Here is a 19682-nt window from a genome sequence, read left to right on the forward strand (position 1 = left end):
TGTGCCGGCGCCGCGCTCGACGAGGCCCTCACCCGGCCCTTCGGGCCACCCTCTCCCCAAGGGGAGAGGAATGGAGCCTCTTTCGGAAACGGCAGCGAACGGACGACCGTAAGAATAGGTCGAAGCTGCGTTCTTCTCCCCAGCGGGGAGAAGTGCCGGCAGGCGATGAGGGGCGGCGAAGCCGAACGGCTCGGACGACTGCGCTCGACGAGCGCCCTCACCCGGCCCTTCGGGCCACCCTCTCCCCCGAGGGGAGAGGAATGGAGCCTCACTCGCCACTGCAAAAATTCAGGCAGTTCAGCCCTTGGGCGCGGCCGGAATCGTGCGAAGGCCGAGTTCGCGAAGCTGCGTCGGCGTCGCGTCGTTCGGCGCGTTCATCAGAAGGTCGTGCGCCTGCTGGTTCATCGGGAAGAGCGCGATCTCGCGCAGATTCTTCGCCCCGCAGAGCAGCATCACGATGCGGTCGACGCCCGCCGCCATGCCGCCATGCGGCGGCGCGCCGTACTGGAACGCCCGGTAGAGGCCGCCGAAGCGCTCCTCGACGTCGGAGCGCGAATAGCCGGCGATCTCGAAGGCCTTGACCATCACCTCCGGCAGCTGGTTCCGGATGCCGCCGGACGCGATCTCGAAGCCGTTGCAGACGATGTCGTACTGGAACGCCTTGAGGGACAGCGGCTCCTGGCTCTCCAGCGCCTCCATGCCGCCCTGCGGCATCGAGAACGGGTTGTGGGCGAAATCGACCTTCTTGTTGTCCTCGTCCCATTCGTAGAACGGGAAGTCGATGATCCAGGCGAGCTCGAACCGGTCGCGATCGACGAGGTTCAGCTCCTCGCCGACGCGCGTGCGGGCCAGCCCGGCGAACGGGTAGAACTTCGACGGCTTGCCGGCGACGAAGAAGCAGGCGTCGCCCGCTTCCAGGCCAAGCTGGGTGCGGACGGCTTCCGTGCGCTCCTCGCCGATGTTCTTGGCGAGAGGGCCGGCGCCGCCGAGCCTGCCGTCCTCCTCGCGCCAGAAGATGTAGCCGAGGCCCGGCTGCCCCTCGCCCTGCGCCCAGGAGTTCATGCGGTCGCAGAAGGCACGGCTCCCGCCGGTCTTGGCCGGGATCGCCCACACCTCGACTTCCGCGTCGTTCGCGATCATGTTCGCGAAGACCTTGAAGCCCGAGCCCGCGAAGTGCTCGGTGACGGCGCTCATCTCGATCGGGTTGCGCAGGTCCGGCTTGTCGGAGCCGTAGGTGCGGATCGCGTCGGCGTAGGGAATGCGGCGGAAGGTCTGCGACACCGGCTTGCCGTCCGCGAACTGCTCGAAGATGCCGCGGATGACGGGCTCCATGGTCTGGAACACGTCCTCCTGCTCCACGAAGCTCATCTCCAGATCGAGCTGGTAGAACTCGCCGTAGAACCGGTCGGCGCGCGGGTCCTCGTCGCGGAAGCAGGGCGCGATCTGGAAGTAGCGGTCGAAGCCCGACATCATCAGGAGCTGCTTGTACTGCTGCGGGGCCTGCGGCAGCGCGTAGAACTTGCCCTGATGCAGGCGGCTCGGCACCAGGAAGTCGCGCGCACCCTCCGGCGAGGAGGCCGTCAGGATCGGCGTCTGGAATTCGTTGAAACCCGCTTCGTTCATCCGCTGGCGCATGGCGGCGACGATCTGCGAACGGCGCATGATGTTCCGGTGCAGCGTCTCGCGGCGCAGATCCAGGAAGCGGTAGGTGAGACGGATGTCCTCCGGGTATTCGGGCTCGCCGAAGACCGGCAGCGGCAGCTCCCTGGAGGGGCCGAGAACCTCGATCTCGCGCGCGAACAGCTCGATCTCGCCCGTCGGCAGCTTGGCGTTGACCGTCTCGGCCGAGCGCGCCTTCACCTCGCCGTCGACGCGGATCACCCATTCGCCGCGCACCGTCTCTGCCGTCTTGAAAGCCGGCGAATCGGGATCGACGACGATCTGGGTCAGACCGTAATGGTCGCGCAGATCGATGAAGAGCAGGCCGCCATGGTCGCGCACCCGGTGGACCCAGCCCGACAGGCGGACATTCGTGCCGACATCCGTGGCTCGAAGGGCGGCACAGGTGTGGCTGCGATAGCGGTGCATAAGCGGGCTCTTTTCCGGCTCGGTCGAAAGGCGGGCGGCCGGCTCCGGGCCACCCTCGAAATCGGGGCGGACAAGCGCAAAAGGCTTGCAGATTGTCAAGTTTCGCGCCGGACGGGCAAGCAACCTTCCCGGCGACGGCTCCTTGAGGCTGCCGTCTTCGATCCCTAAAGAACGCTTCGATCGAGGGAGCGCCACGCGCGCCCGCCGCCGTTCAACCCAGCCCGACCGAAAGCGCACCCGCCGAGCGATGTCCTACGCCGTCAAGGAAATCTTCTACACGCTGCAGGGCGAGGGCCGGAATGCCGGCCGCGCGAGCGTCTTCTGCCGTTTCGCCGGCTGCAATCTTTGGAGCGGCCGCGAAGAGGACCGCGAGAGCGCTGTCTGCCGGTTCTGCGACACCGATTTCGTGGGCATGGACGGCACCGGCGGCGGGCGCTTCCGCTCCGCCGAAGCGCTGGCGCAGGCGATCGCGGCCTCCTGGGGCGATGTCGAGGGCGACCGCCTCGTCGTCCTCACCGGGGGCGAGCCGCTTCTGCAGGTGGACGAGGCGTTGACTGCCGCGCTTCACGCGCAAGGCTTCGAGATCGCGGTGGAGACCAACGGCACGGTCGCCCCGCCGGCCGGGATCGACTGGCTCTGCGTCTCGCCCAAGGCCGGCGCCGACCTCGTCGTCACGCAAGGCGACGAGCTGAAGCTCGTCTATCCGCAGATCGGCGCCGAACCCGAGCGCTTCGCTCATCTCTCCTTCCACCACCTCCTCCTCCAGCCCATGGACGGGCCGCGCCAGCTGGAGAACACGGCCGAAGCGGTGGCCTATTGCATGGCCAACCCGCGCTGGCGGCTGACCCTTCAGACCCACAAGATGCTCGGAATCCGATGAAGATCACGCAGAGCTTTTTCTTCGAGGCGGCGCACCGCCTCCCGAACGTGCCGCAGACGCACAAATGCTTCCGCATGCACGGCCATTCCTATCGCGTCGATCTGGAGCTCGAAGGTCCGGTCGATCCGCAGACCGGCTTCGTGGTGGACTTCTTCGACGTCGAACACGCCTTCGCGCCGCTGATGGAGCGGCTCGACCATCACACGCTGAACGAGGTGGAGGGGCTGGAGAACCCGACGGCCGAGCACATCGCCGTCTGGATCTACGATCGGGCGAAGCCCTCGCTGCCGCTCCTGTCGCGCGTCCGGGTCTTCGAGACGCCGCACTCCTTCGCCGAGTACGAAGGGCGCTGAGATGGCGGAGAAGAGCGGCACGGCCCTCGTCCTCTTTTCGGGCGGGCAGGATTCGACCACCTGCCTCGCCTGGGCGCTGGACCGCTTCGAACATGTCGAGACGGTCGGCTTCGACTACGGCCAGCGCCACTGCGTGGAGCTCGACGTTCGCCCGCGCATCCTCTACCGCCTCAAGCGCGACTTCCCGCACTGGGGAGAGAAGATCGGAGAGGACCATCTCCTCGACATGGGCCTTCTCGGCCAGATCTCGCAGACGTCGCTGACGAGCGCGACCGAGATCGCCATGCAGGCGAACGGGCTGCCGAACACCTTCGTGCCTGGCCGCAACCTCCTGTTCCTCACCTTCGCCGCGACGATCGCCTATCGGCGCGGCGCCAAGCACCTCGTCACGGGCGTCTGCGAGACGGATTATTCGGGCTATCCGGACTGCCGCGACGACACGATGAAGGCGATGCAGCTCGCGCTCAATCTCGGCATGGAGGAGCGCTTCGTCGTCCACACGCCGCTGATGTGGATCGACAAGGCGGAGACCTTCGCGCTGGCGGAACGGCTCGGCGGCGGTTCCCTCCTCGACCTCGTCTGCGAGGAGACGCACACCTGCTACCAGGGCGACCGCGAACATCGGCACGAATGGGGCTATGGGTGCGCCACCTGCCCCGCCTGCGAGCTGCGCGCCGACGGCTGGCGCCGCTTTCGCGGCGAGGCGCGGTCTGAATCGTCGAGCTCGATCCCTAGACGCCCGACGAGCGGTCCTCACAACCGACTGATGCTTTGATCGGCGGCAGAGCCGGTCTAAGAGGGATTCCATGAACCTCATCACGACCACCGCCGAACTCTCCAAGGCCTGCGCCACGCTGGCGACGGCCGAATTCGTGACCGTCGACACGGAGTTCATCCGCGAGACGACCTTCTGGCCCGAGCTCTGCCTGATCCAGATGGCGTCCGACGACCTCGCGGTCCTCGTCGATCCGCTGGGCGAGGACATCGACCTCGCGCCCTTCTTCGCGCTCATGGCCGACCCGGGCGTCGTCAAGGTGTTCCACGCCGCCCGGCAGGACATCGAGATCATCTACAAGCTCGGGCAGGTCATTCCCGCGCCTCTCTTCGATACGCAAATCGCGGCCATGGTCTGCGGCTTCGGCGAATCGATCGCCTACGACCAGCTGGTCGCGCGCACGACCGAAGGGCGGATCGACAAGACCAGCCGCTTCACCGACTGGCGCCGCCGCCCGCTGTCGCAGAGCCAGCTCGAATACGCCCTGGCCGACGTCACCTATCTGCGCGACGTCTACCGCGCGCTGACGGCGCAGCTGAAGGCCGAAGGGCGCGCCGGCTGGGTGGAGAGCGAGATGGACGTTCTGTCGGCGCCCGAGACCTACGACCTGCACCCGGACGACGCCTGGACGCGGTTGAAGCTTCGCGTGAGGAAGCCGATCGAACTGGCCGTCCTCAAAGAGGTCGCCGCCTGGCGCGAACGCGAGGCGCGCACGCGCGACCAACCCCGTGGGCGCATCCTGAAGGACGACGCGATCTTCGAGATCGCCCAGCAGCAGCCGAAGGACGAGGAGGCGCTCGGGCGCCTTCGCACCATTCCGCGCGGCTGGGAGCGTTCCAGCGCCGGCCGCGACATCGTCGCCGCCGTCAACCGCGCCCTCGCGATCCCGAAGAGCGACCTACCGCGCATCCCGAAGCCGCCGCAGCTGCCGGAAGGCACGGCGGCGGCGGTCGAGTTCCTCCGCGTTCTCCTCAAGATCGTCTCCGAGGAGCGCGGCGTGGCCGCGCGTCTGGTCGCAACCGGCGACGATCTGGAGAAGATCGCGCTGGATGGCGAGGACGCGCGCGTTCCGGCCATGGAAGGCTGGCGCCGCGACCTTTTCGGCGCGCGGGCGCTGGAACTCCTAGACGGCCGCTCTGCCCTCGCCTTCAAGAACCGCAAGGTGACGGTCGTCCCGCTGGGGTAAAGAGGGAGCTGCTTCTCGCGATGGCCTTGATCGATGACTTCGTCGCCGACCCGCACTTTCGCGAGCAGCACGATCTCGTCGTGAACGCCAGCCCCGAGGCAACCCTTGCCGCCGCAGAGCGCTACCGAACCGAGACCGATCGCTTCTTCCAGCAGATGATCGGGCTTCGGGAACTCCCGATGCGCCTTTTGCTTCGGATGAGTTCGAAGGACCGCGTCGCGACACCGGTCTTTGGAATCGACGACTTCACTCTCCTCGCGCGAAACGGCGAGGAGATCGTCTATGGGCTTGCCGGTCGCTTCTGGCGAGCCGACTTCGGGCTCGTCCAGTTCGAGAACGGAGAAGCATTCGGCACGCTTTCCGAGCCGGGTATCGCGAAGCTCGCCCTGAACTTCGCAGTCGAACCACGAGGTAGAGGGACAGCGCTTTCGACCGAAACCCGCGTCCTCTGTTGCGACCGTGCGGCCCGGCTGGCCTTCACACCCTACTGGTACGCCATACGGCCGGTGAGCGGCCTGATCCGCCGTCGAATCCTCTCATCGATCCGGAAAGATGCTCAGCGGTCAATTCCGGCGCCGCCGTCGGTCGTCCCGCTGGATTGACGGAACGACCTCGGACAGCCGGCGGCCCGATCAGCGCACGTCGAAGCGAAGCGTGCGCTCGACCACCTTGGCGAAATGCTGGAGCCGGACCTCCGGTCGCTCGCCGATCAGCCCGGCCAGATCCTTCGGCACGACGAGAGCGAAGCCGCCGCGCGGGTCCTGCGCCCAGCGAAGCCGGTTGACCACGCCCGGCATCGCCGCCGTCAGGAGGTAGGTGACCCGGAAGAGCGAGGCGAGGACGCGCGCCCGCTGCAGAAGACGCTGGTCGATCAGCGTCTCGATGTCCGGCATCATGCGCTGATCGAAATTGCCTTCGTAGCGGAAGTAGTTGGTCAGGCCGAGGAAGGCGCGCCCCGTATGGTCCACCGCCGGGAAGGAGGAGTGGACGACGAGATGCAGGCTCTGACGGCCGCGATAGTCCGGATGGGCCCGCCAGGACACGTCCGCCAGTAGGCAGGAGGCCTTGCGCAGACGCGCCTCCTCCTCGGTCTCCTCGATCCCCAGCGCGACGAAGGTGCGCGTGGACCAGTCGACCAGTTCTTCCTCGTGCGCCGGGGCGCGCGAGCGCAGCCGAGACAGCTCGGCGGCGGATTCCAAGAGCGGGTCCTTCTCCCGCTCGGCCGGATCGAGCATCGCGTGGAGATAGCCCTCCCGCACGCCGTAGGCGGAGAACAGGATCGAGGACGGCTTCAGATGGGTGATGACGGCCTGCAGGGTCGCCGCGCCATAGGCCAGGAGCGGGCGGCGGGAGCGCGAGATCGCCTGGATGCCCGGCAGCGAATCCGGGTCCTGCCGGACGACGCGATCCAGGAACTCGCCGATCGCGTCCACCTTCATCGGGTAGCCGTGCATCACGTGGAGCGGATAGCCCGTCTGCTCGATATGGAGCTTGGCGAGATTCCGCCACGTGCCGCCGACGGCGAAGAAGGGCCTTCCCTTCCCCTCCGAAGCCAGTGGCGAGGCCTTGAGATGGCCTTCGGCAATCGAGCGCGCGGCAAGAGGATCGCCGCCGCTCGCATCCATCAGGCGAAGCCCGCCGAGCGGCATGGTCACGCCTTCGCCGATCCGCCCATTGTCGATCGAGACGAGCTCGAGGCTGCCGCCGCCCAGATCGCCCGCCACGCCGTCCGCAAGGTGGAACCCGGACAGGACGCCCTCTGCGGCGTATCGCGCCTCCTCGGCGCCCGACAGGATGGTGATCGGCTGGCCGATCGCCTCCTCCGCGGCCTGGATGAAGGCCGGGCCGTTCTGGGCTTCGCGCGAGGCGGCGGTCGCCAGCGGATGGAGCGCGACCACGCCCGTCTGGCGTGCCACCGCCCGGAAGCGGCGCAGCGCGTCGATCGCCGTCGCCACCGCCTTGTCGTTCAGGCGGCCGGTCTGCGCCAGCCCCTTGCCGAGGCCCGCCAGAACCTTCTCGTTGAAGAGAACGGTCGGCGACCGGACATGCCCTTCGTAGATGACGAGGCGGATCGAGTTGGACCCGATGTCGACGACGGCGACCGGGCGGCGGCCGAGGAGGAGGCCCGACTGGGCGTCCCCCCGGGCAGGCTAGTCGAACTGGCCATGCTCGGCGCGCTGCCTTGCGATGAGCTTTGGAGCATTCGTCTTCAGGGCCTTTCCCCGGCCCGAGAGGCTCGGGTTCGTCATGAAGTAGCGCTGGGCGTTGAAGGGCGGCTCGCCCTCAGAGGGCTCGATGCGGCGCGACGTGCCGTCCGAGGAAACCGACCAGCTCTGCTTGTTGTCGAGGATGTTGGCCAGCATGATCTGCGAGAGCACCTGGCTGTGGACCGTCGGTGTCGTGATCGGGATCATCGTCTCCACCCGCCGGTCGAGGTTGCGCGGCATCAGATCCGCCGAGCTCATGTAGACGATCGCCTCCTCGGACGGGAGTCCCCGGCCGTTTCCGAAGCAGAAGATACGGCTGTGCTCCAGGAAGCGGCCGACGATCGACTTGACGCGGATGTTCTCCGAAAGGCCCGGCACGCGCGGGCGCAGGCAGCAGATGCCGCGAACGATCAGGTCGACCTCCACGCCCGCCTGGCTCGCCCGATAGAGCGCGTCGATGATCTGCGCGTCGACCAGCGAGTTCATCTTCATCCAGATCTGGCCGGGACGGCCCTGCCGCTCGTGCTCGATCTCGGCTTCGATCAGGTCGATGATGCGTTTGCGCAGCGTCAGGGGCGAAATGGCGAGCTTCTTCAGCTCGGTCGGCTCCGCATAGCCGGTGATGTAGTTGAAGATCTGGCCGACGTCGTGGGCGATGTCCGGGTCGGCCGTGAAGTAGGAGAGGTCCGTGTAGATCTTGGCCGTGATCGGGTGGTAGTTGCCCGTGCCGACATGGACGAAGGAGGTGATCTTCCCCTCCTCCCGGCGCACGACGAGGCTCAGCTTGGAGTGCGTCTTCTTCTCGATGAAGCCGAAGACCACCTGCACGCCGGCGCGCTCCAGGTCGCGCGCCCACTTGATGTTGGCCTCCTCGTCGAAGCGGGCCTTCAGTTCCACCAGCGCGGTGACGGACTTGCCCTCCTCGGCCGCGTCCACGAGCGCGCGCACGATCGGGGAATCGTTCGAGGTCCGGTAGAGCGTCTGCTTGATCGCGACGACGTTCGGGTCGCGCGAGGCCTGGCGCAGGAACTGCACCACCACGTCGAAGCTCTCGTAAGGGTGGTGGACGACGATGTCCTTCTCGCGGATGGCGGCGAAACAGTCGCCGTTGTGCTCGCGGATGCGCTCGGGAAAGCGCGGGATGTAGGGCTCGAACTTCAGATCGTCGCGCGGCAGCGAGACGATCTGCGAGACCGAATCGAGCGCCAGCATCCCGTCCATGACGGAGACACGGTTTTCCGAGACGCCCAGTTCGGTGGCGACGAAATTGCGCAGCGATTCCGGCATGACGGAATCGAACTCGATGCGGATGACGCGGCCGCGGCGGCGACGCTTCAGCGCCGTCTCGAACAGGCGCACGAGATCTTCGGCCTCCTCCTCGACCTCGATGTCCGAGTCGCGGATGATGCGGAAGGTGCCCTGCCCGCGAACCTTGTAGCCGGGGAACAGCCGGCCGATCGAGGCCGCGACGACGCTTTCCAGCGGCACGAAGCGGTGGTCGCCGTTCGGGCTCGGCGGCATCTCGACGAAGCGCTGGAGCGCGGTCGGCAGGCGCAGAAGCGCGTTCATCGTCTGGTTGCCGCGCTCGCGCACGAGCGACAGGGCCATCGAGAAGCCGAGATTGGGAATGAACGGGAACGGGTGCGCCGGGTCGATCGACAACGGCGTCAGCACCGGGAAGATCGCCTCGTCGAAATGGCGCTGGAGCCAGATGCGGTCGTCCTTCTTCAGGTCACCGGCGCCGACGATAAGAATCTTCTCGGCCTTCAACTCCTTCACCAGAGCGGCGAGAGCGGCCTGCTGCTCCTCCTGCAGGAGCTCCACCTCGTTGAGGACCCTGTCGAGCTGCTCCTGCGGCAGAAGGCCGTCGTTGGAGCGCACCTGGATCTTCTCGCGCACCTGACCGGCAAGGCCCGCCACGCGCACCATGAAGAACTCGTCGAGATTGCCGGCCGAGATCGACAGGAACCGCACGCGCTCCAGAAGCGGATGCTCGCGGTTGCCGGCCTCCTCGAGGACGCGGCGATTGAACTGCAGCCAAGAGACCTCGCGGTTCACGAAACGGTCCGCCGGCAGTTCCAGAACCGGCTCGGGCTCGCTCGGCGCGACCGGCACCTCGCCGATCGCCTCCATCAGCGGACGCTCGGCGGCGGCTTCCTTGTCGAACTCCTCGTTCACGGCCGGCTCGGCGGCATGATCTCCGGCAGAGGCCTCGGGGAGCGGCGCATCGAGGTCCGGCGGGGCGAGAGCGATCGGCTCTTCCGGATGGTGAAGGACGGCGATGCCCGGCTTGCGGCGCGCGCGCGGCGCGCGGCGCGCCCTCGGTTTGGTCTCCTTCGGCGTCTTCTGCGCGTCGTCTTTCATCACCGTTCCAGCTGCGAGCGTTGGTTCGACCCGGTCATCCAGGATGTGTCCCCATAAACAGGAACGAAATGGCGCGAGGTCCGGCCATGAGATGCGAGGAGAAGCGCGATGAGCGGGCTGATGCCCGGTCGAGCGGTTCGACGACGCAGCTCGAAGCCGGGACCGCGTCCCTTCGGGATCGGGTGCTCCGGGTCGGCAACTTTGTCGCGAAAGCTCGAAAATGCCCGCATTTCCTTCGCTTTCGCTCCTCGTATCCGACCCGGATCATCCCGACCATTTCGGTCCCTGCTGATGGGGACACATCTAGCCCGATATCAATGCTGTTTCACGACGGATCGTCCGATTTCTCCGCGTCCTCTTCGAGAAGATCGAGAACGAGCCGGCGCGTCGGTCGGCGCTGGGCGGCGAGCGACTCGCGATCGATGCGCTCAACGAGGTCGCGCACGGCCTTCAAGGAGCGCTCGACACGCGGAAGAACGGTCGAGATCAGGCGCGGGTCGAACTCGATCTGACGATCGGCGAAGTGCTTGGCGAGAACGGCCGCCAGAAGCTCGTCGTCCGGCAGCCCGAGCGGGACGACCGTCGCCGCGCCGATGCGCGAACGAAGGTCGGGCGTGCGGAACGCCAGATCGACGGGCTTCACGCGCGCGGTGAGCAGCACCGTTCCGCCGCCGAGGCGCGCCGCGTTCAGCAGCGAAAAGAGGTCGGCTTCGGCGAAGTCCGTCCGGTCGAGATCGTCGAGGACCATGGTGAACCCGCGCGCCTGCGGATCGAAGCGGGACGGCTCGAACGGCACCGCGCCCGTCGCCTCCACGAAGGACGCGGCCAGATGCGACTTGCCCGAGCCCTCCGGCCCGAAGACGTAGAGAACCGGATGAGGCCAGTTCGGCCAGGCCTCGATGGCGGAGACCGCCAGCCGGTTTGACGAGCCGACGACGAGATCCTCGCGCGTGCTGGACTGCGTGCGCGGCCAGGGAAGCGGAAGCTGGGCGGCCCGTCTCAACCGGCCCTCGGATCGTTCGACGGGGGCACGACGACGCCCTCCAGCCGCGCGGGCTCGGGCATCGCGGTGACGGGACGACCGAAATAGACCTCGCTCTCCAGATATTTGGCAAGCGCGAAGCGCGCCAGCACCCCGACGGCGGCGGCGGCCGGCACGGCGATCAGCAGTCCGACGAAGCCGAAGATGGCGCCGAAGGCGAAGAGCGCGAACATTAGCCAGACGGGATGGAGCCCGACCGAGGCTCCGACCATCTTCGGCTGGAGAATGTTTCCTTCGAGAAACTGGCCGGAGAAGAAGACGGCGAGCGTGGCGGCCACCCACATCCAGTCCGGCGAGAACTGAACCAGAGCCACGCCGAGCGCGATGATCAGGCCCACGGCCGAGCCGACATAGGGGATGAAGGAGATCAGGCCGGCGAAGAGGCCGATGAGGAGCCCGAAATTCAGCCCGACCAGCGTCAGCCCCACGGCGTAATAGCTGCCGAGAAGCAGGCAGACGGTGCTCTGCCCCCGCACGAAGCCGGCGACGGAACGATCGACCTCGCGCGCCAGACGCCGGACCGTCGCCAGATGCTGGCGCGGCACCCAGGAATCGATCTTCTCGATCATCCGGTCCCAGTCGAGCAGGAGATAGAAGGCGACGACCGGCGTGACGACGAAGAGCGCCAGGAAGTTCACCACGGCGAGGCTCTGCGTCCAGACCTGCCCGACGAAGGTCGTCACATAGGCCGAGCCTTCGCGCACGATCGCCGTGAAGTCCTGGCTGAGGGATTGCTCGGTGTCCTCGAACATCCAGGACAGCGGCCCGGCCCGCGCCTCGATCGCCAGCGTCTCGAGCCGCTGCAGATATTGCGGCAGGTTCTGCAGGAAGCCGGCGATCTGCGCGCCGATGACCGGAACCACGACGAGGATCACCGCGACGAAGACGACGAGGAAGATGAAGAGGATGAGCAGGGAGGCCATCAGCCGCGACAGGCCGCGCCGGGTGAACCAGTCCGCGATCGGGTCGAGGAAATAGGCCATCACCATGCCCAGCACAAAGGGCAGGAGAATGCCGCGGAAGAGCCAGAGGAACACGCAGAAGACGGCAGCGGCCAGCCCCCAGAACAGCGCTTGGCGGCGCAGGAGACGGCTTCTGTCCACGTTCATCCTCGCCGTTTCCAGCCCATCACGCAGCGGTCCTTGAGATAGGAGGCCGAGGCGTCGCCGGTCAAGTCGGATGAGGCGCGCGCCAGGCGCGCATCCTGTCGCCCTTATGCGACGAGGCGGCCCTCTTGAAGGCTTCGAAGGCTCGATGCCCGCTCTGGCGCTTGCGGCGGACCCCGACTCGTGCGACGCGCCACGCGACATTTCGATGAAACGGAACGCTTGAGATGAGCGAGACGCCCAAGAACGGTCTGACCTACGCGCAAGCGGGGGTCGACATCGACGCCGGCAACGAGATGGTCCGCCGCATCAAGCCGCTGGTGCGCTCCACCCGCAGGCCCGGTGCGGACGGCGAGATCGGCGGCTTCGGCGGCTTGTTCGACCTGAAGGCCGCAGGCTTCAAGGACCCGGTCCTCGTCGCCGCGAACGACGGGGTGGGCACCAAGCTCAAGGTCGCGATCGACGCCGGCCGCCACGACACGGTGGGCATCGATCTCGTCGCCATGTGCGTCAACGACCTCGTCGTCCAGGGCGCCGAGCCTCTCTTCTTCCTCGACTATTTCGCGACCGGCAAGCTCGACCCCGCACAGGGCGAGGCGATCGTGGCGGGCATCGCCGAAGGCTGCCGGCAGGCCGGCTGCGCGCTGATCGGCGGCGAGACGGCCGAGATGCCGGGCCTCTACGCGGACAAGGACTACGATCTCGCCGGCTTCGCCGTCGGGGCCGCCGAGCGCGGACGCCTGCTGCCCTCCGCCGAACTGTCGAACGGCGACCTCATTCTCGGCCTCGCCTCGTCCGGCTGCCACTCCAACGGCTACTCGCTGGTTCGCCGCATCGTCGAACTGACCGGCGCCGCCTACGAGGACGCCGCTCCCTTCGACTCGTCGCGCACGCTGGGCGAGGCGCTGCTGGCGCCGACGCGGATCTACGTGAAGCCGCTCCTGAAGGCGATCCGCGAGACGGACGGCATCCGCGCGCTCGCCCACATCACGGGCGGCGGCTTTCCCGAGAACATTCCGCGCGTCCTGCCGGACCATCTGCGCGCCGAGATCGATCTGTCCGCCATCGCCGCGCCGCCCGTCTTTGGCTGGCTGGCACGCGAGGGGGGCGTTGCGACCGCCGAGATGCTGCGCACCTTCAACTGCGGCATCGGCATGATCCTCGCGGTTTCGCCGGAGGATGCCGCCACGGTCTCGGCGGTCCTGCAGGATGCCGGCGAGAACGTCGTGCCCCTCGGCTCGATCGGTCCGCGCGAGGGCGGCGAGGCGGTCGTCTATGAGGGAAGCCTCGCGCTGTGAGCGGCCGTACCAAGGTCGCGGTTCTGATCTCGGGTCGCGGCTCGAACATGAGCGCCCTGATCGAAGCCGCGAGGGACCCGGACTTCCCCGGTGAGATCGCCCTCGTCCTGTCCAACAAGGGAAGCGCGGCAGGCCTGCGGACGGCGCGGGAGAACGGCATCGAGGCCCGCGCCATCGAGGGCAAGGCCTATCCGACCCGCGAGGCGCACGAGGACGAAATGGCCGCCGCGATCGAGGCGAGCGGTGCCGAGATCGTCTGCCTCGCCGGCTACATGCGTCTTCTGACGCCCGGCTTCGTGCAGCGCTTCGCGGGGCGGATGATTAACATCCACCCCTCGCTGCTGCCCCTCTTCCCGGGCCTCCACACGCATGAGCGCGCGCTGGAAGCGGGCATGCGGATTCACGGCTGCACCGTCCATTTCGTGACCGAGGAGATGGACGAAGGCCCCATCGTCGCGCAGGCCGCGATCGCGGTCCGTCCGGGCGACACGCCGGAAACTCTCGCCGAGCGGCTGCTCGTGGCCGAGCACCGGCTCTACCCGCATGCGCTGCGGCTGGTGCTGGAGGGCCGTGTTCGGATGCGGGACGGACGCGCGACCTATGGCGAGGGGGCCATCGGCGGTCTGTTCGTCGAGGTTTGATAACGTTCGCGGAAACGCAGCGGTCGCAACACCCTCATCCGGCTGCCGCCACCTTCTCCCCAAGGGGAGAAGGCGAAGCTCCGGGGCTCTGCCATTCCGTTGAACGAATGAAGTCGGGCGAGGCGGCCGATCGAGAGGCCCTTCTCCCCCTCGGGGAGAAGGTGGCGGCAGCGGGATGAGCAACTATGTCGTTGGGACGGTTTGCGCGGTCCATGGCTGCTGTCTTTGCAGGACCAGATTGGCGGCCTCGATGAGCTTTCGCATGACGGCGACGATGGCGACCTTCGGAGGCTTTGCGGCCTGGATCAGTCTCTCGGCGAAGGCCTTGAAGCCGGGGTCGCAGCGCTTGGCGGCGATGGCGGCGAGATAGAGCATCCGGCGCGGACGGGCCCGGCCGCCGCCGATGACGCTTCGGCCCCTCCATTGCCCCGACTGCCGGTCGAGCGGAGCCACGCCGAGCAGGGCGGCCGGTTGACCGCGCCGCATGGCGCCGAGCTCGGGCATGCGGATCAGCAGGCTGGCGGCCACGATCGGCCCGACGCCCGGCAGGGACAACAGCAGGCGGTAGCGCGTCAGAAGATCGGGGCGGGCCTTGATCCGGGCGAGGATATCGCTCGCCAGCCTGACCTTGAGACGCGAAAGGCTCCCGATTTCCTGGCCCAGCCTTTCGACGAGGTCGGGCAGATCGACATGCTCCATGAAGGTCTTCAGGTCGGCGACCTTGTCGGTGATGTGCTCATAGGCGGTCAGGCGTTGTGCCAACTCGACCAGGAGCGGGTCCCGAGCGGCCCGGACCGTCTCGACCTGAACCGTCGCCGCCGCGATCAGGACCGCGTCCAGCCGATCGGTCTTGGCCTTCCAGCGCTTGAGCCGCGCAAACAGCCGAACCTCCAGCGGCTGATGGACGATCACCTGAACGCCCTCGGCTTCCAGTCTCGAGCGGGCCGCCCGCTCGTAGCCGGCCGTCGCCTCCAGCCCCGCGCGGACCACGCCCTCTTCGGCCAGCCAGACCGCAAGCCCTGTCAGGCCCGCCTCGTCATTGGCAAACCGGCGCGTCCCGTCCCGGCCGTGGATCGCCACGTCCAGCCAGAACTTCCCCACATCGATTCCGGCGACTTTCGTGTTACGCTGTGCCCGTTCCATCGACCCATCCTTGTGGCTTCGGACCCGTTCGTCCCTGCAACCATCCGGGTCATGAAACGTCGGCGGCGGCCCTGCTCATCCTCAGCGCTCGACGCTCAGGGCTTATCGGCCCCTCCGCCAACAGCCCGCTTGGCGTTGGAGCGCCAAGCGGGCGTCCCGGAAGACAGAAACAGCTTACAACATCCAGGCACAGACAAGGGCGTCGTAGAGCACCCCCGGATCGAAACCCGCAGCTTACCCCGCTGCCCGGACCCACACCGCCGTATCGTGGAACGCCGCGCCCCCGAAGGGCGCGGGCGAATCCGCGCCGGTCAGCGTGTTGATCCCCTCCCCGCGCTCGAAGGCCGAGTTCGGCCAGAGCCCCTCGTGGAGGACGACGCCCGGCCGCACGGCATCGGTCACCTTCAGCGGCATGAGAACCTCGCCCCGGCGGTTGCCGACGAGCACGGGCTGGTCGCCCGACAGGCCGAGACGGAACGCGTCCTCGGGATGCATCATCAGCTCCGGCCGACCCTCGCGCTGGGCCGATCCCGGCGTCTCGGCGAAGGTCGAGTTCAGGAACTGACGCGCCGGCGAGGTCGCGAGCTTGAACGGATGCGCCTCGTCGCTAGCCTCGTTCAGTTCGGCGTGGTCCGGAAAGGACGGCAGTTCGTCCACAGGCCCGAGAAGACCCATCGAAGCCGGGGGGCGGTTCGGCGCGGCCATGCCCCGCCAATCCGCCCGCAGGCGGAACCTGCCGCCCGGATTGTTGAACCCGTTCACGAAATGGGCCTCCTCGAAAGAGGGCTGCACGTCGATCCAGCGCTCGCGCTCCAGGCGGTCCAGCCCGCCATGTCCACTGAGCGTCAACAGCTTGTCCACATGCTCGCGTTCGGTCATGCCGAAGCCCGGCCGGTCCGCGACGCCGAGGCGCGTGGCGAGCTCCTCGACGACGAAATGGTTGGTCCGAACGTGCTCCGGCGCGTCCACGAGCTTCGGCCCGAACAGGATGTGGCTCTGGCCGCCGCCCCGGTAGATGTCGTCGTGTTCGAGGAAGGTCGTGGCGGGCAGGACGATGTCGGCGACCCGAGCCGTGTCCGTCATGAACTGCTCGTGGACCGCGACGAAGAGGTCCTCGCGGGCAAAGCCCTGCCGGACGAGTCGCTGCTCGGGCGCGACGTTCATCGGGTTGGTGTTCTGGACGAGCATGGCCGTGACCGGCGGACCGTCCTGGAGCGCCTGCGCGTCCCCCGTCAGAACGCGCCCGATCTTCGACTGGTCGAGATGGCGCACCGAGGGGTCGCGGGACTCGTGCCCCTCGATCACGCGCTTGTCGAGTTGGAAGATCGCGCCGTTGTTGTGGAACGCGCCGCCGCCCTCGCTCTGCCAGTGGCCGTAGACGGTGGGCACGCAGAGCGCGGCATGCATCGCCACCGCGCCGTTGCGCTGGCGCGTGAAGCCGTAGCCGAGGCGGAAGAAGGTCCGGGGCGTGCGCCCGATCAGGCCCGCGAACGCCTCGATCTCCTCGACCGACAGGCCGGTGATCGCGGCCGCCCATTCCGGCGTGCGGGTGCGCAGATGCGCCTCCAGTCCGGCCGGATCGTCGGTGTAGCGATCGAGATAGGCGCGGTCCGCCGTCCCGTCGCGGAAGCCGATGTGCATCAGCGCGCAGGCGAGCGCGGCGTCGGTGCCGGGCCGCAGCTTCAGCGCCATGTCGGCCTGCTTCATCGTCGCGTTGTCGTAGATGTCGACGACGACGATCTTCGCGCCCCGCTCCTTCCGAGCGCGGATGGCGTGGGTCATCACGTTCACCTGCGTCGCCACCGCATTGGTGCCCCAGATGACGACGCAGTCCGAGACCGCCATCTCGCGCGGATCGACGCCCATCAGCTTGCCGGTGCCGGCGACGTAGCCGGTCCAGGCCGTGTTGGTGCAGATGGAATCGAACTGGTTGGAGTAGCGCTTGGCATGGCGCAGACGGTGGATGCCGTCGCGCTGCACGAGGCCCATCGTCCCGGCGTAGTAGTAGGGCCAGACGGCCTGCGAACCGTGCCGCGCCTCCGCCTTGACGAAGGCGTCCGCGATCTCGTCGAGAGCCGCCTCCCAGGAGATGTCCACCCATTGCCCGGAGCCCTTGGCCCCGACGCGGCGCATGGGCTTCAGAAGGCGGTCCGGATGGTGCTGGCGCTCGGCGTAACGCGCGACCTTGGCGCAGATGACGCCGGCCGTGTAGCTGTTGTCGGCCGCTCCGCGCACGCGGCCGATGGTGGCGCGGTCCAGGACCTCGACCTCCAGGGCGCAGGTCGAGGGGCAGTCGTGCGGACAGGCGGTGAAGCCCGTGCGGTGGTCGAGCGGCTTGTTCATGCCGCCACTATACAATCCCGCTCGCGGGTCCGGCAGTCCGTATCGAAAGAAGGTCCGGGAAAAGGGGCGCCCGGCTGCGGACGCCCCCTTCTCTCGGGCCGTCAGGCCGCGTTGGCGTAGCGCGCCTTCTCCTCGATCGTCAGCGCCGGATAGTCGGTGAAGCCGCGCTCGTCGCCGCCGTAGAACGTGTCGTGGTCGTACGCATTCAGCGGCGCCCCGAGGCGCAGGCGCGTGACCAGATCGGGATTGGAGATGAAGAGCTTGCCGTAGCACACGAGGTCGACCTCGCCGGCCTCAAGGCGCTTCACCGCCAGATCCAGATCGTAGTCGTTGTTGCCCATGTAGGTGCGCGAGAAGCGCTGGCGCAGTGCGTGGTAGTCGAAGCCGTTCTTGTCCCGGTCGCCGCCGGTCTGCCCCTCGATGACGTGGAGATAGACCGGCCCGCGCTTCTCGATCTCCTCGACATAGGCCTCGAAGAGCGCCTGCGGGTCGGAGTCCACGCTGCCGCCGAGATCGGTGACCGGCGAGATGCGGATGCCGACATGGTCCTTGTCCCAGGCCGCGATCACCGCATCGAGAACCTCCAGCGGCAACCGCATCCGGTTCTCGATCGAGCCGCCGTAGGAATCGGTGCGCTTGTTGCTGGAATCGCGCAGGAACTGGTCGAGCAGATAGCCATTGGCCGAATGGACCTCGACGCCGTCGAAACCGGCTGCCCGCGCGTTGCGCGTCGCACGCACATAGTCCTCGATCAGACGCGGCAGCTCGCTCGTTTCGAGGGCGCGCGGCTCCACATGGTCCTTGAACCCGGTCTCGGTGAAGGCCTGCCCGCTCGGCTTCACCGCCGAGGCCGACACCGGCAGGGCGCCGCCCGGCTGCAGGTCGGGATGCGAGATGCGGCCGACGTGCCAGAGCTGGAGAACGATCTTGCCGCCCTCGTCGTGAACGGCGTCCGTCACCCGCTTCCAGGCGGTCACCTGCTCGTCGCTGAAAATGCCAGGCGTATAGGCATAGCCCCGCGCCTCGGGCGAGATGTTGGTCGCCTCCGAAATGATGAGGCCGGCGCCGGCGCGCTGGCGGTAGTATTCGACATGCATGTCCTTCACCACGCCCTCGCTTGTGGCGCGCGAGCGCGTCAGCGGCGCCATCACGGCGCGGTTGGACAATTGGAGCGGTCCGAGCGCGTAGGGTTCGAACAGATCGGCCATGGCTGCATCTTCCTCGTGTCTGCCGGACGGGTCGGCTCTCCGGCCACCCGCGCTTCCGGTCGGACCGCGCATATGGGAAAGGAAAGAGCCGATTCACCCCACCCTCGATGAACAATCCGTCGCACGCGCGAAGGGCCGCCCGATTTGAACTACCGCCACGCCTTCCACGCCGGGAACTTCGCCGACGTCCACAAGCACGCGCTCCTGTCGCGCCTCGTCGCCTACATGAAGCGCAAGGAGAAACCGTTCCGCGTCTTCGACACCCATGCGGGGCGCGGGCGCTACGATCTCTCGGGCGACGAGGCGAGGCGCACGGGCGAGCATCTGGAGGGCATTTCCAGGCTTCTCGCCTCGCCCGCCGCGCAGGAGCCGCTGCTGGCGGACTATCTCGAAGTCGTGCGCGACGTTGCGGGGGAGCCCGCACACCCCGCCTATCCCGGCTCCCCTCTTCTCGTCCGCCGTCTCCTGCGGCCGCAGGACCGGCTCTCGGCCTACGAACTCCACCCGGTCGACGCCGCGGCCCTGAAGGCCGAGTTCGCCGGAGACGTTCAGGTCAAGGCGATCGAACTCGACGGCTGGCTGGCGCTGAACGCGCATGTGCCGCCCAAGGAAAAGCGTGGCCTCGTGCTGATCGACCCGCCCTTCGAGCGCGAAGGCGAACTGGACCGGATCGTGGAGGGCGTGATCGCCGCGCATCGGCGCTGGACGGGCGGCACCTTCGCGATCTGGTATCCGATCAAGCGCCGGGCCGAGCGCGAGCGTCTGCATGCGCTCCTGAAGGACAGCGGCATTCCGGACATCCAGACGGCGGAGTTCTTCCGCGAGCCCTTCCCGGTCGAGGAGCGGCTGATCGGCTCGGGGCTCGCGGTCATCAACCCGCCCTTCGTCTTCCGGCAAGAGGCCGAAACGATCATGCAGGCGCTGCTGCCTGCTCTCGGCCTGTCGAGCGAGGCCCATTGTGGCGTTCTTGCGCTGGTGGACGAAGCGCGCTGATGCGATACCTACAGCGATGCATCTTCGCGAGCGTCGCGGACGAGAGAGGGACACC

Annotated in this window: 16 protein-coding genes; 8 read left to right on the plus strand and 8 right to left on the minus strand. The window is 67.6% G+C overall.

Going from position 1 to position 19682, the window contains the following annotated elements; translation table 11 throughout:
- Positions 1-297: 297 nt before the first annotated feature.
- Entirely contained in the window at positions 298-2088 is a 1791-nt protein-coding gene (gene aspS, locus AC6R2M_RS10775) for an aspartate--tRNA ligase (protein ID WP_500481979.1), read from the minus strand.
- A 247-nt stretch (positions 2089-2335) separates the two neighbouring features.
- On the opposite strand from aspS, the gene queE reads away from it, so the two are divergent.
- Genes queE through AC6R2M_RS10800 form a run of 5 tightly spaced genes read left to right on the plus strand, consistent with a single transcriptional unit; the run spans position 2336 to position 5884 of the window.
- Positions 2336-2968: a 7-carboxy-7-deazaguanine synthase gene (gene queE / locus AC6R2M_RS10780; protein ID WP_500481981.1), complete on the plus strand. Its 633-nt coding sequence runs from the start codon at positions 2336-2338 to the stop codon at positions 2966-2968.
- Positions 2965-3321 carry a 6-carboxytetrahydropterin synthase QueD gene (queD, locus tag AC6R2M_RS10785; RefSeq protein ID WP_500481983.1) on the plus strand — a complete coding sequence of 119 codons (357 nt, stop codon included), beginning with the start codon at positions 2965-2967 and terminating at the stop codon, positions 3319-3321. Before queE ends, queD begins: the two co-directional genes overlap by 4 nt.
- 1 nt (position 3322) lies before the next feature.
- A complete protein-coding gene (queC, locus tag AC6R2M_RS10790; RefSeq protein WP_500481985.1) occupies positions 3323-4096 on the plus strand; it encodes a 7-cyano-7-deazaguanine synthase QueC in 774 nt (257 codons plus the stop codon).
- Between the two features lie 31 nt (positions 4097-4127).
- Positions 4128-5282 (plus strand): ribonuclease D, encoded by a 1155-nt coding sequence (gene rnd / locus AC6R2M_RS10795; RefSeq protein WP_500481987.1) that lies wholly within the window; start codon positions 4128-4130, stop codon positions 5280-5282.
- Positions 5283-5302: 20 nt separating this feature from the next.
- Entirely contained in the window at positions 5303-5884 is a 582-nt protein-coding gene (locus AC6R2M_RS10800; protein WP_500481989.1) for a hypothetical protein, read from the plus strand.
- A 30-nt stretch (positions 5885-5914) separates the two neighbouring features.
- Here AC6R2M_RS10800 and AC6R2M_RS10805 read toward each other — a convergent pair whose 3' ends face one another.
- The 4 genes from AC6R2M_RS10805 to AC6R2M_RS10820 all read right to left on the minus strand — a co-directional run bounded on the left by AC6R2M_RS10805 (position 5915) and on the right by AC6R2M_RS10820 (position 12004).
- A complete protein-coding gene (locus AC6R2M_RS10805; protein WP_500487565.1) occupies positions 5915-7369 on the minus strand; it encodes a Ppx/GppA phosphatase family protein in 1455 nt (484 codons plus the stop codon).
- 63 nt (positions 7370-7432) lie between these two features.
- Complete coding sequence (locus AC6R2M_RS10810; protein ID WP_500487567.1) at positions 7433-9622, minus strand: RNA degradosome polyphosphate kinase; 2190 nt, start codon at positions 9620-9622, stop codon at positions 7433-7435.
- A 556-nt stretch (positions 9623-10178) separates the two neighbouring features.
- Positions 10179-10856 carry a P-loop NTPase family protein gene (locus AC6R2M_RS10815; RefSeq protein WP_500481991.1) on the minus strand — a complete coding sequence of 226 codons (678 nt, stop codon included), beginning with the start codon at positions 10854-10856 and terminating at the stop codon, positions 10179-10181.
- Positions 10853-12004 (minus strand): AI-2E family transporter, encoded by a 1152-nt coding sequence (locus tag AC6R2M_RS10820; RefSeq protein ID WP_500481993.1) that lies wholly within the window; start codon positions 12002-12004, stop codon positions 10853-10855. Before AC6R2M_RS10820 ends, AC6R2M_RS10815 begins: the two co-directional genes overlap by 4 nt.
- A 224-nt stretch (positions 12005-12228) precedes the next feature.
- On the opposite strand from AC6R2M_RS10820, the gene purM reads away from it, so the two are divergent.
- Entirely contained in the window at positions 12229-13299 is a 1071-nt protein-coding gene (gene purM, locus AC6R2M_RS10825) for a phosphoribosylformylglycinamidine cyclo-ligase (protein WP_500481995.1), read from the plus strand.
- Complete coding sequence (gene purN / locus AC6R2M_RS10830) at positions 13296-13940, plus strand: phosphoribosylglycinamide formyltransferase (RefSeq protein ID WP_500481997.1); 645 nt, start codon at positions 13296-13298, stop codon at positions 13938-13940. The genes purM and purN overlap by 4 nt, the downstream gene beginning before the upstream one ends.
- A gap of 183 nt (positions 13941-14123) precedes the next feature.
- Here the strand turns inward: purN and AC6R2M_RS10835 are convergent, their stop codons facing one another.
- From AC6R2M_RS10835 to AC6R2M_RS10845, 3 genes are all read right to left on the minus strand, one after another.
- Positions 14124-15083, minus strand: coding sequence for an IS110 family RNA-guided transposase (locus AC6R2M_RS10835; RefSeq protein ID WP_500481999.1), 960 nt, complete (start codon positions 15081-15083; stop codon positions 14124-14126).
- A 234-nt stretch (positions 15084-15317) separates the two neighbouring features.
- Positions 15318-17426, minus strand: coding sequence for a molybdopterin-containing oxidoreductase family protein (locus tag AC6R2M_RS10840; RefSeq protein ID WP_500482001.1), 2109 nt, complete (start codon positions 17424-17426; stop codon positions 15318-15320).
- A 101-nt stretch (positions 17427-17527) separates the two neighbouring features.
- Entirely contained in the window at positions 17528-18634 is a 1107-nt protein-coding gene (locus AC6R2M_RS10845; protein ID WP_500482003.1) for an alkene reductase, read from the minus strand.
- A gap of 144 nt (positions 18635-18778) precedes the next feature.
- On the opposite strand from AC6R2M_RS10845, the gene AC6R2M_RS10850 reads away from it, so the two are divergent.
- On the plus strand, positions 18779-19627 hold the full coding sequence (locus tag AC6R2M_RS10850; RefSeq protein WP_500482005.1) for a 23S rRNA (adenine(2030)-N(6))-methyltransferase RlmJ: 849 nt from the start codon (positions 18779-18781) through the stop codon (positions 19625-19627).
- Positions 19628-19682: the final 55 nt, after the last annotated feature.

This window comes from Aureimonas sp. CAS (assembly GCF_059838215.1).

What these genes read in the sequence shown, in the direction of transcription:
- aspS (WP_500481979.1), bottom strand. Translation starts at nt 2,088, where the DNA reads ATGCACCGCTATCGCAGCCACACCTGTGCCGCCCTTCGAGCCACGGAT.
- queE (WP_500481981.1), top strand. Translation starts at nt 2,336, where the DNA reads ATGTCCTACGCCGTCAAGGAAATCTTCTACACGCTGCAGGGCGAGGGC.
- queD (WP_500481983.1), top strand. Translation starts at nt 2,965, where the DNA reads ATGAAGATCACGCAGAGCTTTTTCTTCGAGGCGGCGCACCGCCTCCCG.
- queC (WP_500481985.1), top strand. Translation starts at nt 3,323, where the DNA reads ATGGCGGAGAAGAGCGGCACGGCCCTCGTCCTCTTTTCGGGCGGGCAG.
- rnd (WP_500481987.1), top strand. Translation starts at nt 4,128, where the DNA reads ATGAACCTCATCACGACCACCGCCGAACTCTCCAAGGCCTGCGCCACG.
- AC6R2M_RS10800 (WP_500481989.1), top strand. Translation starts at nt 5,303, where the DNA reads ATGGCCTTGATCGATGACTTCGTCGCCGACCCGCACTTTCGCGAGCAG.
- AC6R2M_RS10810 (WP_500487567.1), bottom strand. Translation starts at nt 9,622, where the DNA reads ATGGAGGCGATCGGCGAGGTGCCGGTCGCGCCGAGCGAGCCCGAGCCG.
- AC6R2M_RS10820 (WP_500481993.1), bottom strand. Translation starts at nt 12,004, where the DNA reads ATGAACGTGGACAGAAGCCGTCTCCTGCGCCGCCAAGCGCTGTTCTGG.
- purM (WP_500481995.1), top strand. Translation starts at nt 12,229, where the DNA reads ATGAGCGAGACGCCCAAGAACGGTCTGACCTACGCGCAAGCGGGGGTC.
- AC6R2M_RS10835 (WP_500481999.1), bottom strand. Translation starts at nt 15,083, where the DNA reads ATGGAACGGGCACAGCGTAACACGAAAGTCGCCGGAATCGATGTGGGG.
- AC6R2M_RS10840 (WP_500482001.1), bottom strand. Translation starts at nt 17,426, where the DNA reads ATGAACAAGCCGCTCGACCACCGCACGGGCTTCACCGCCTGTCCGCAC.
- AC6R2M_RS10845 (WP_500482003.1), bottom strand. Translation starts at nt 18,634, where the DNA reads ATGGCCGATCTGTTCGAACCCTACGCGCTCGGACCGCTCCAATTGTCC.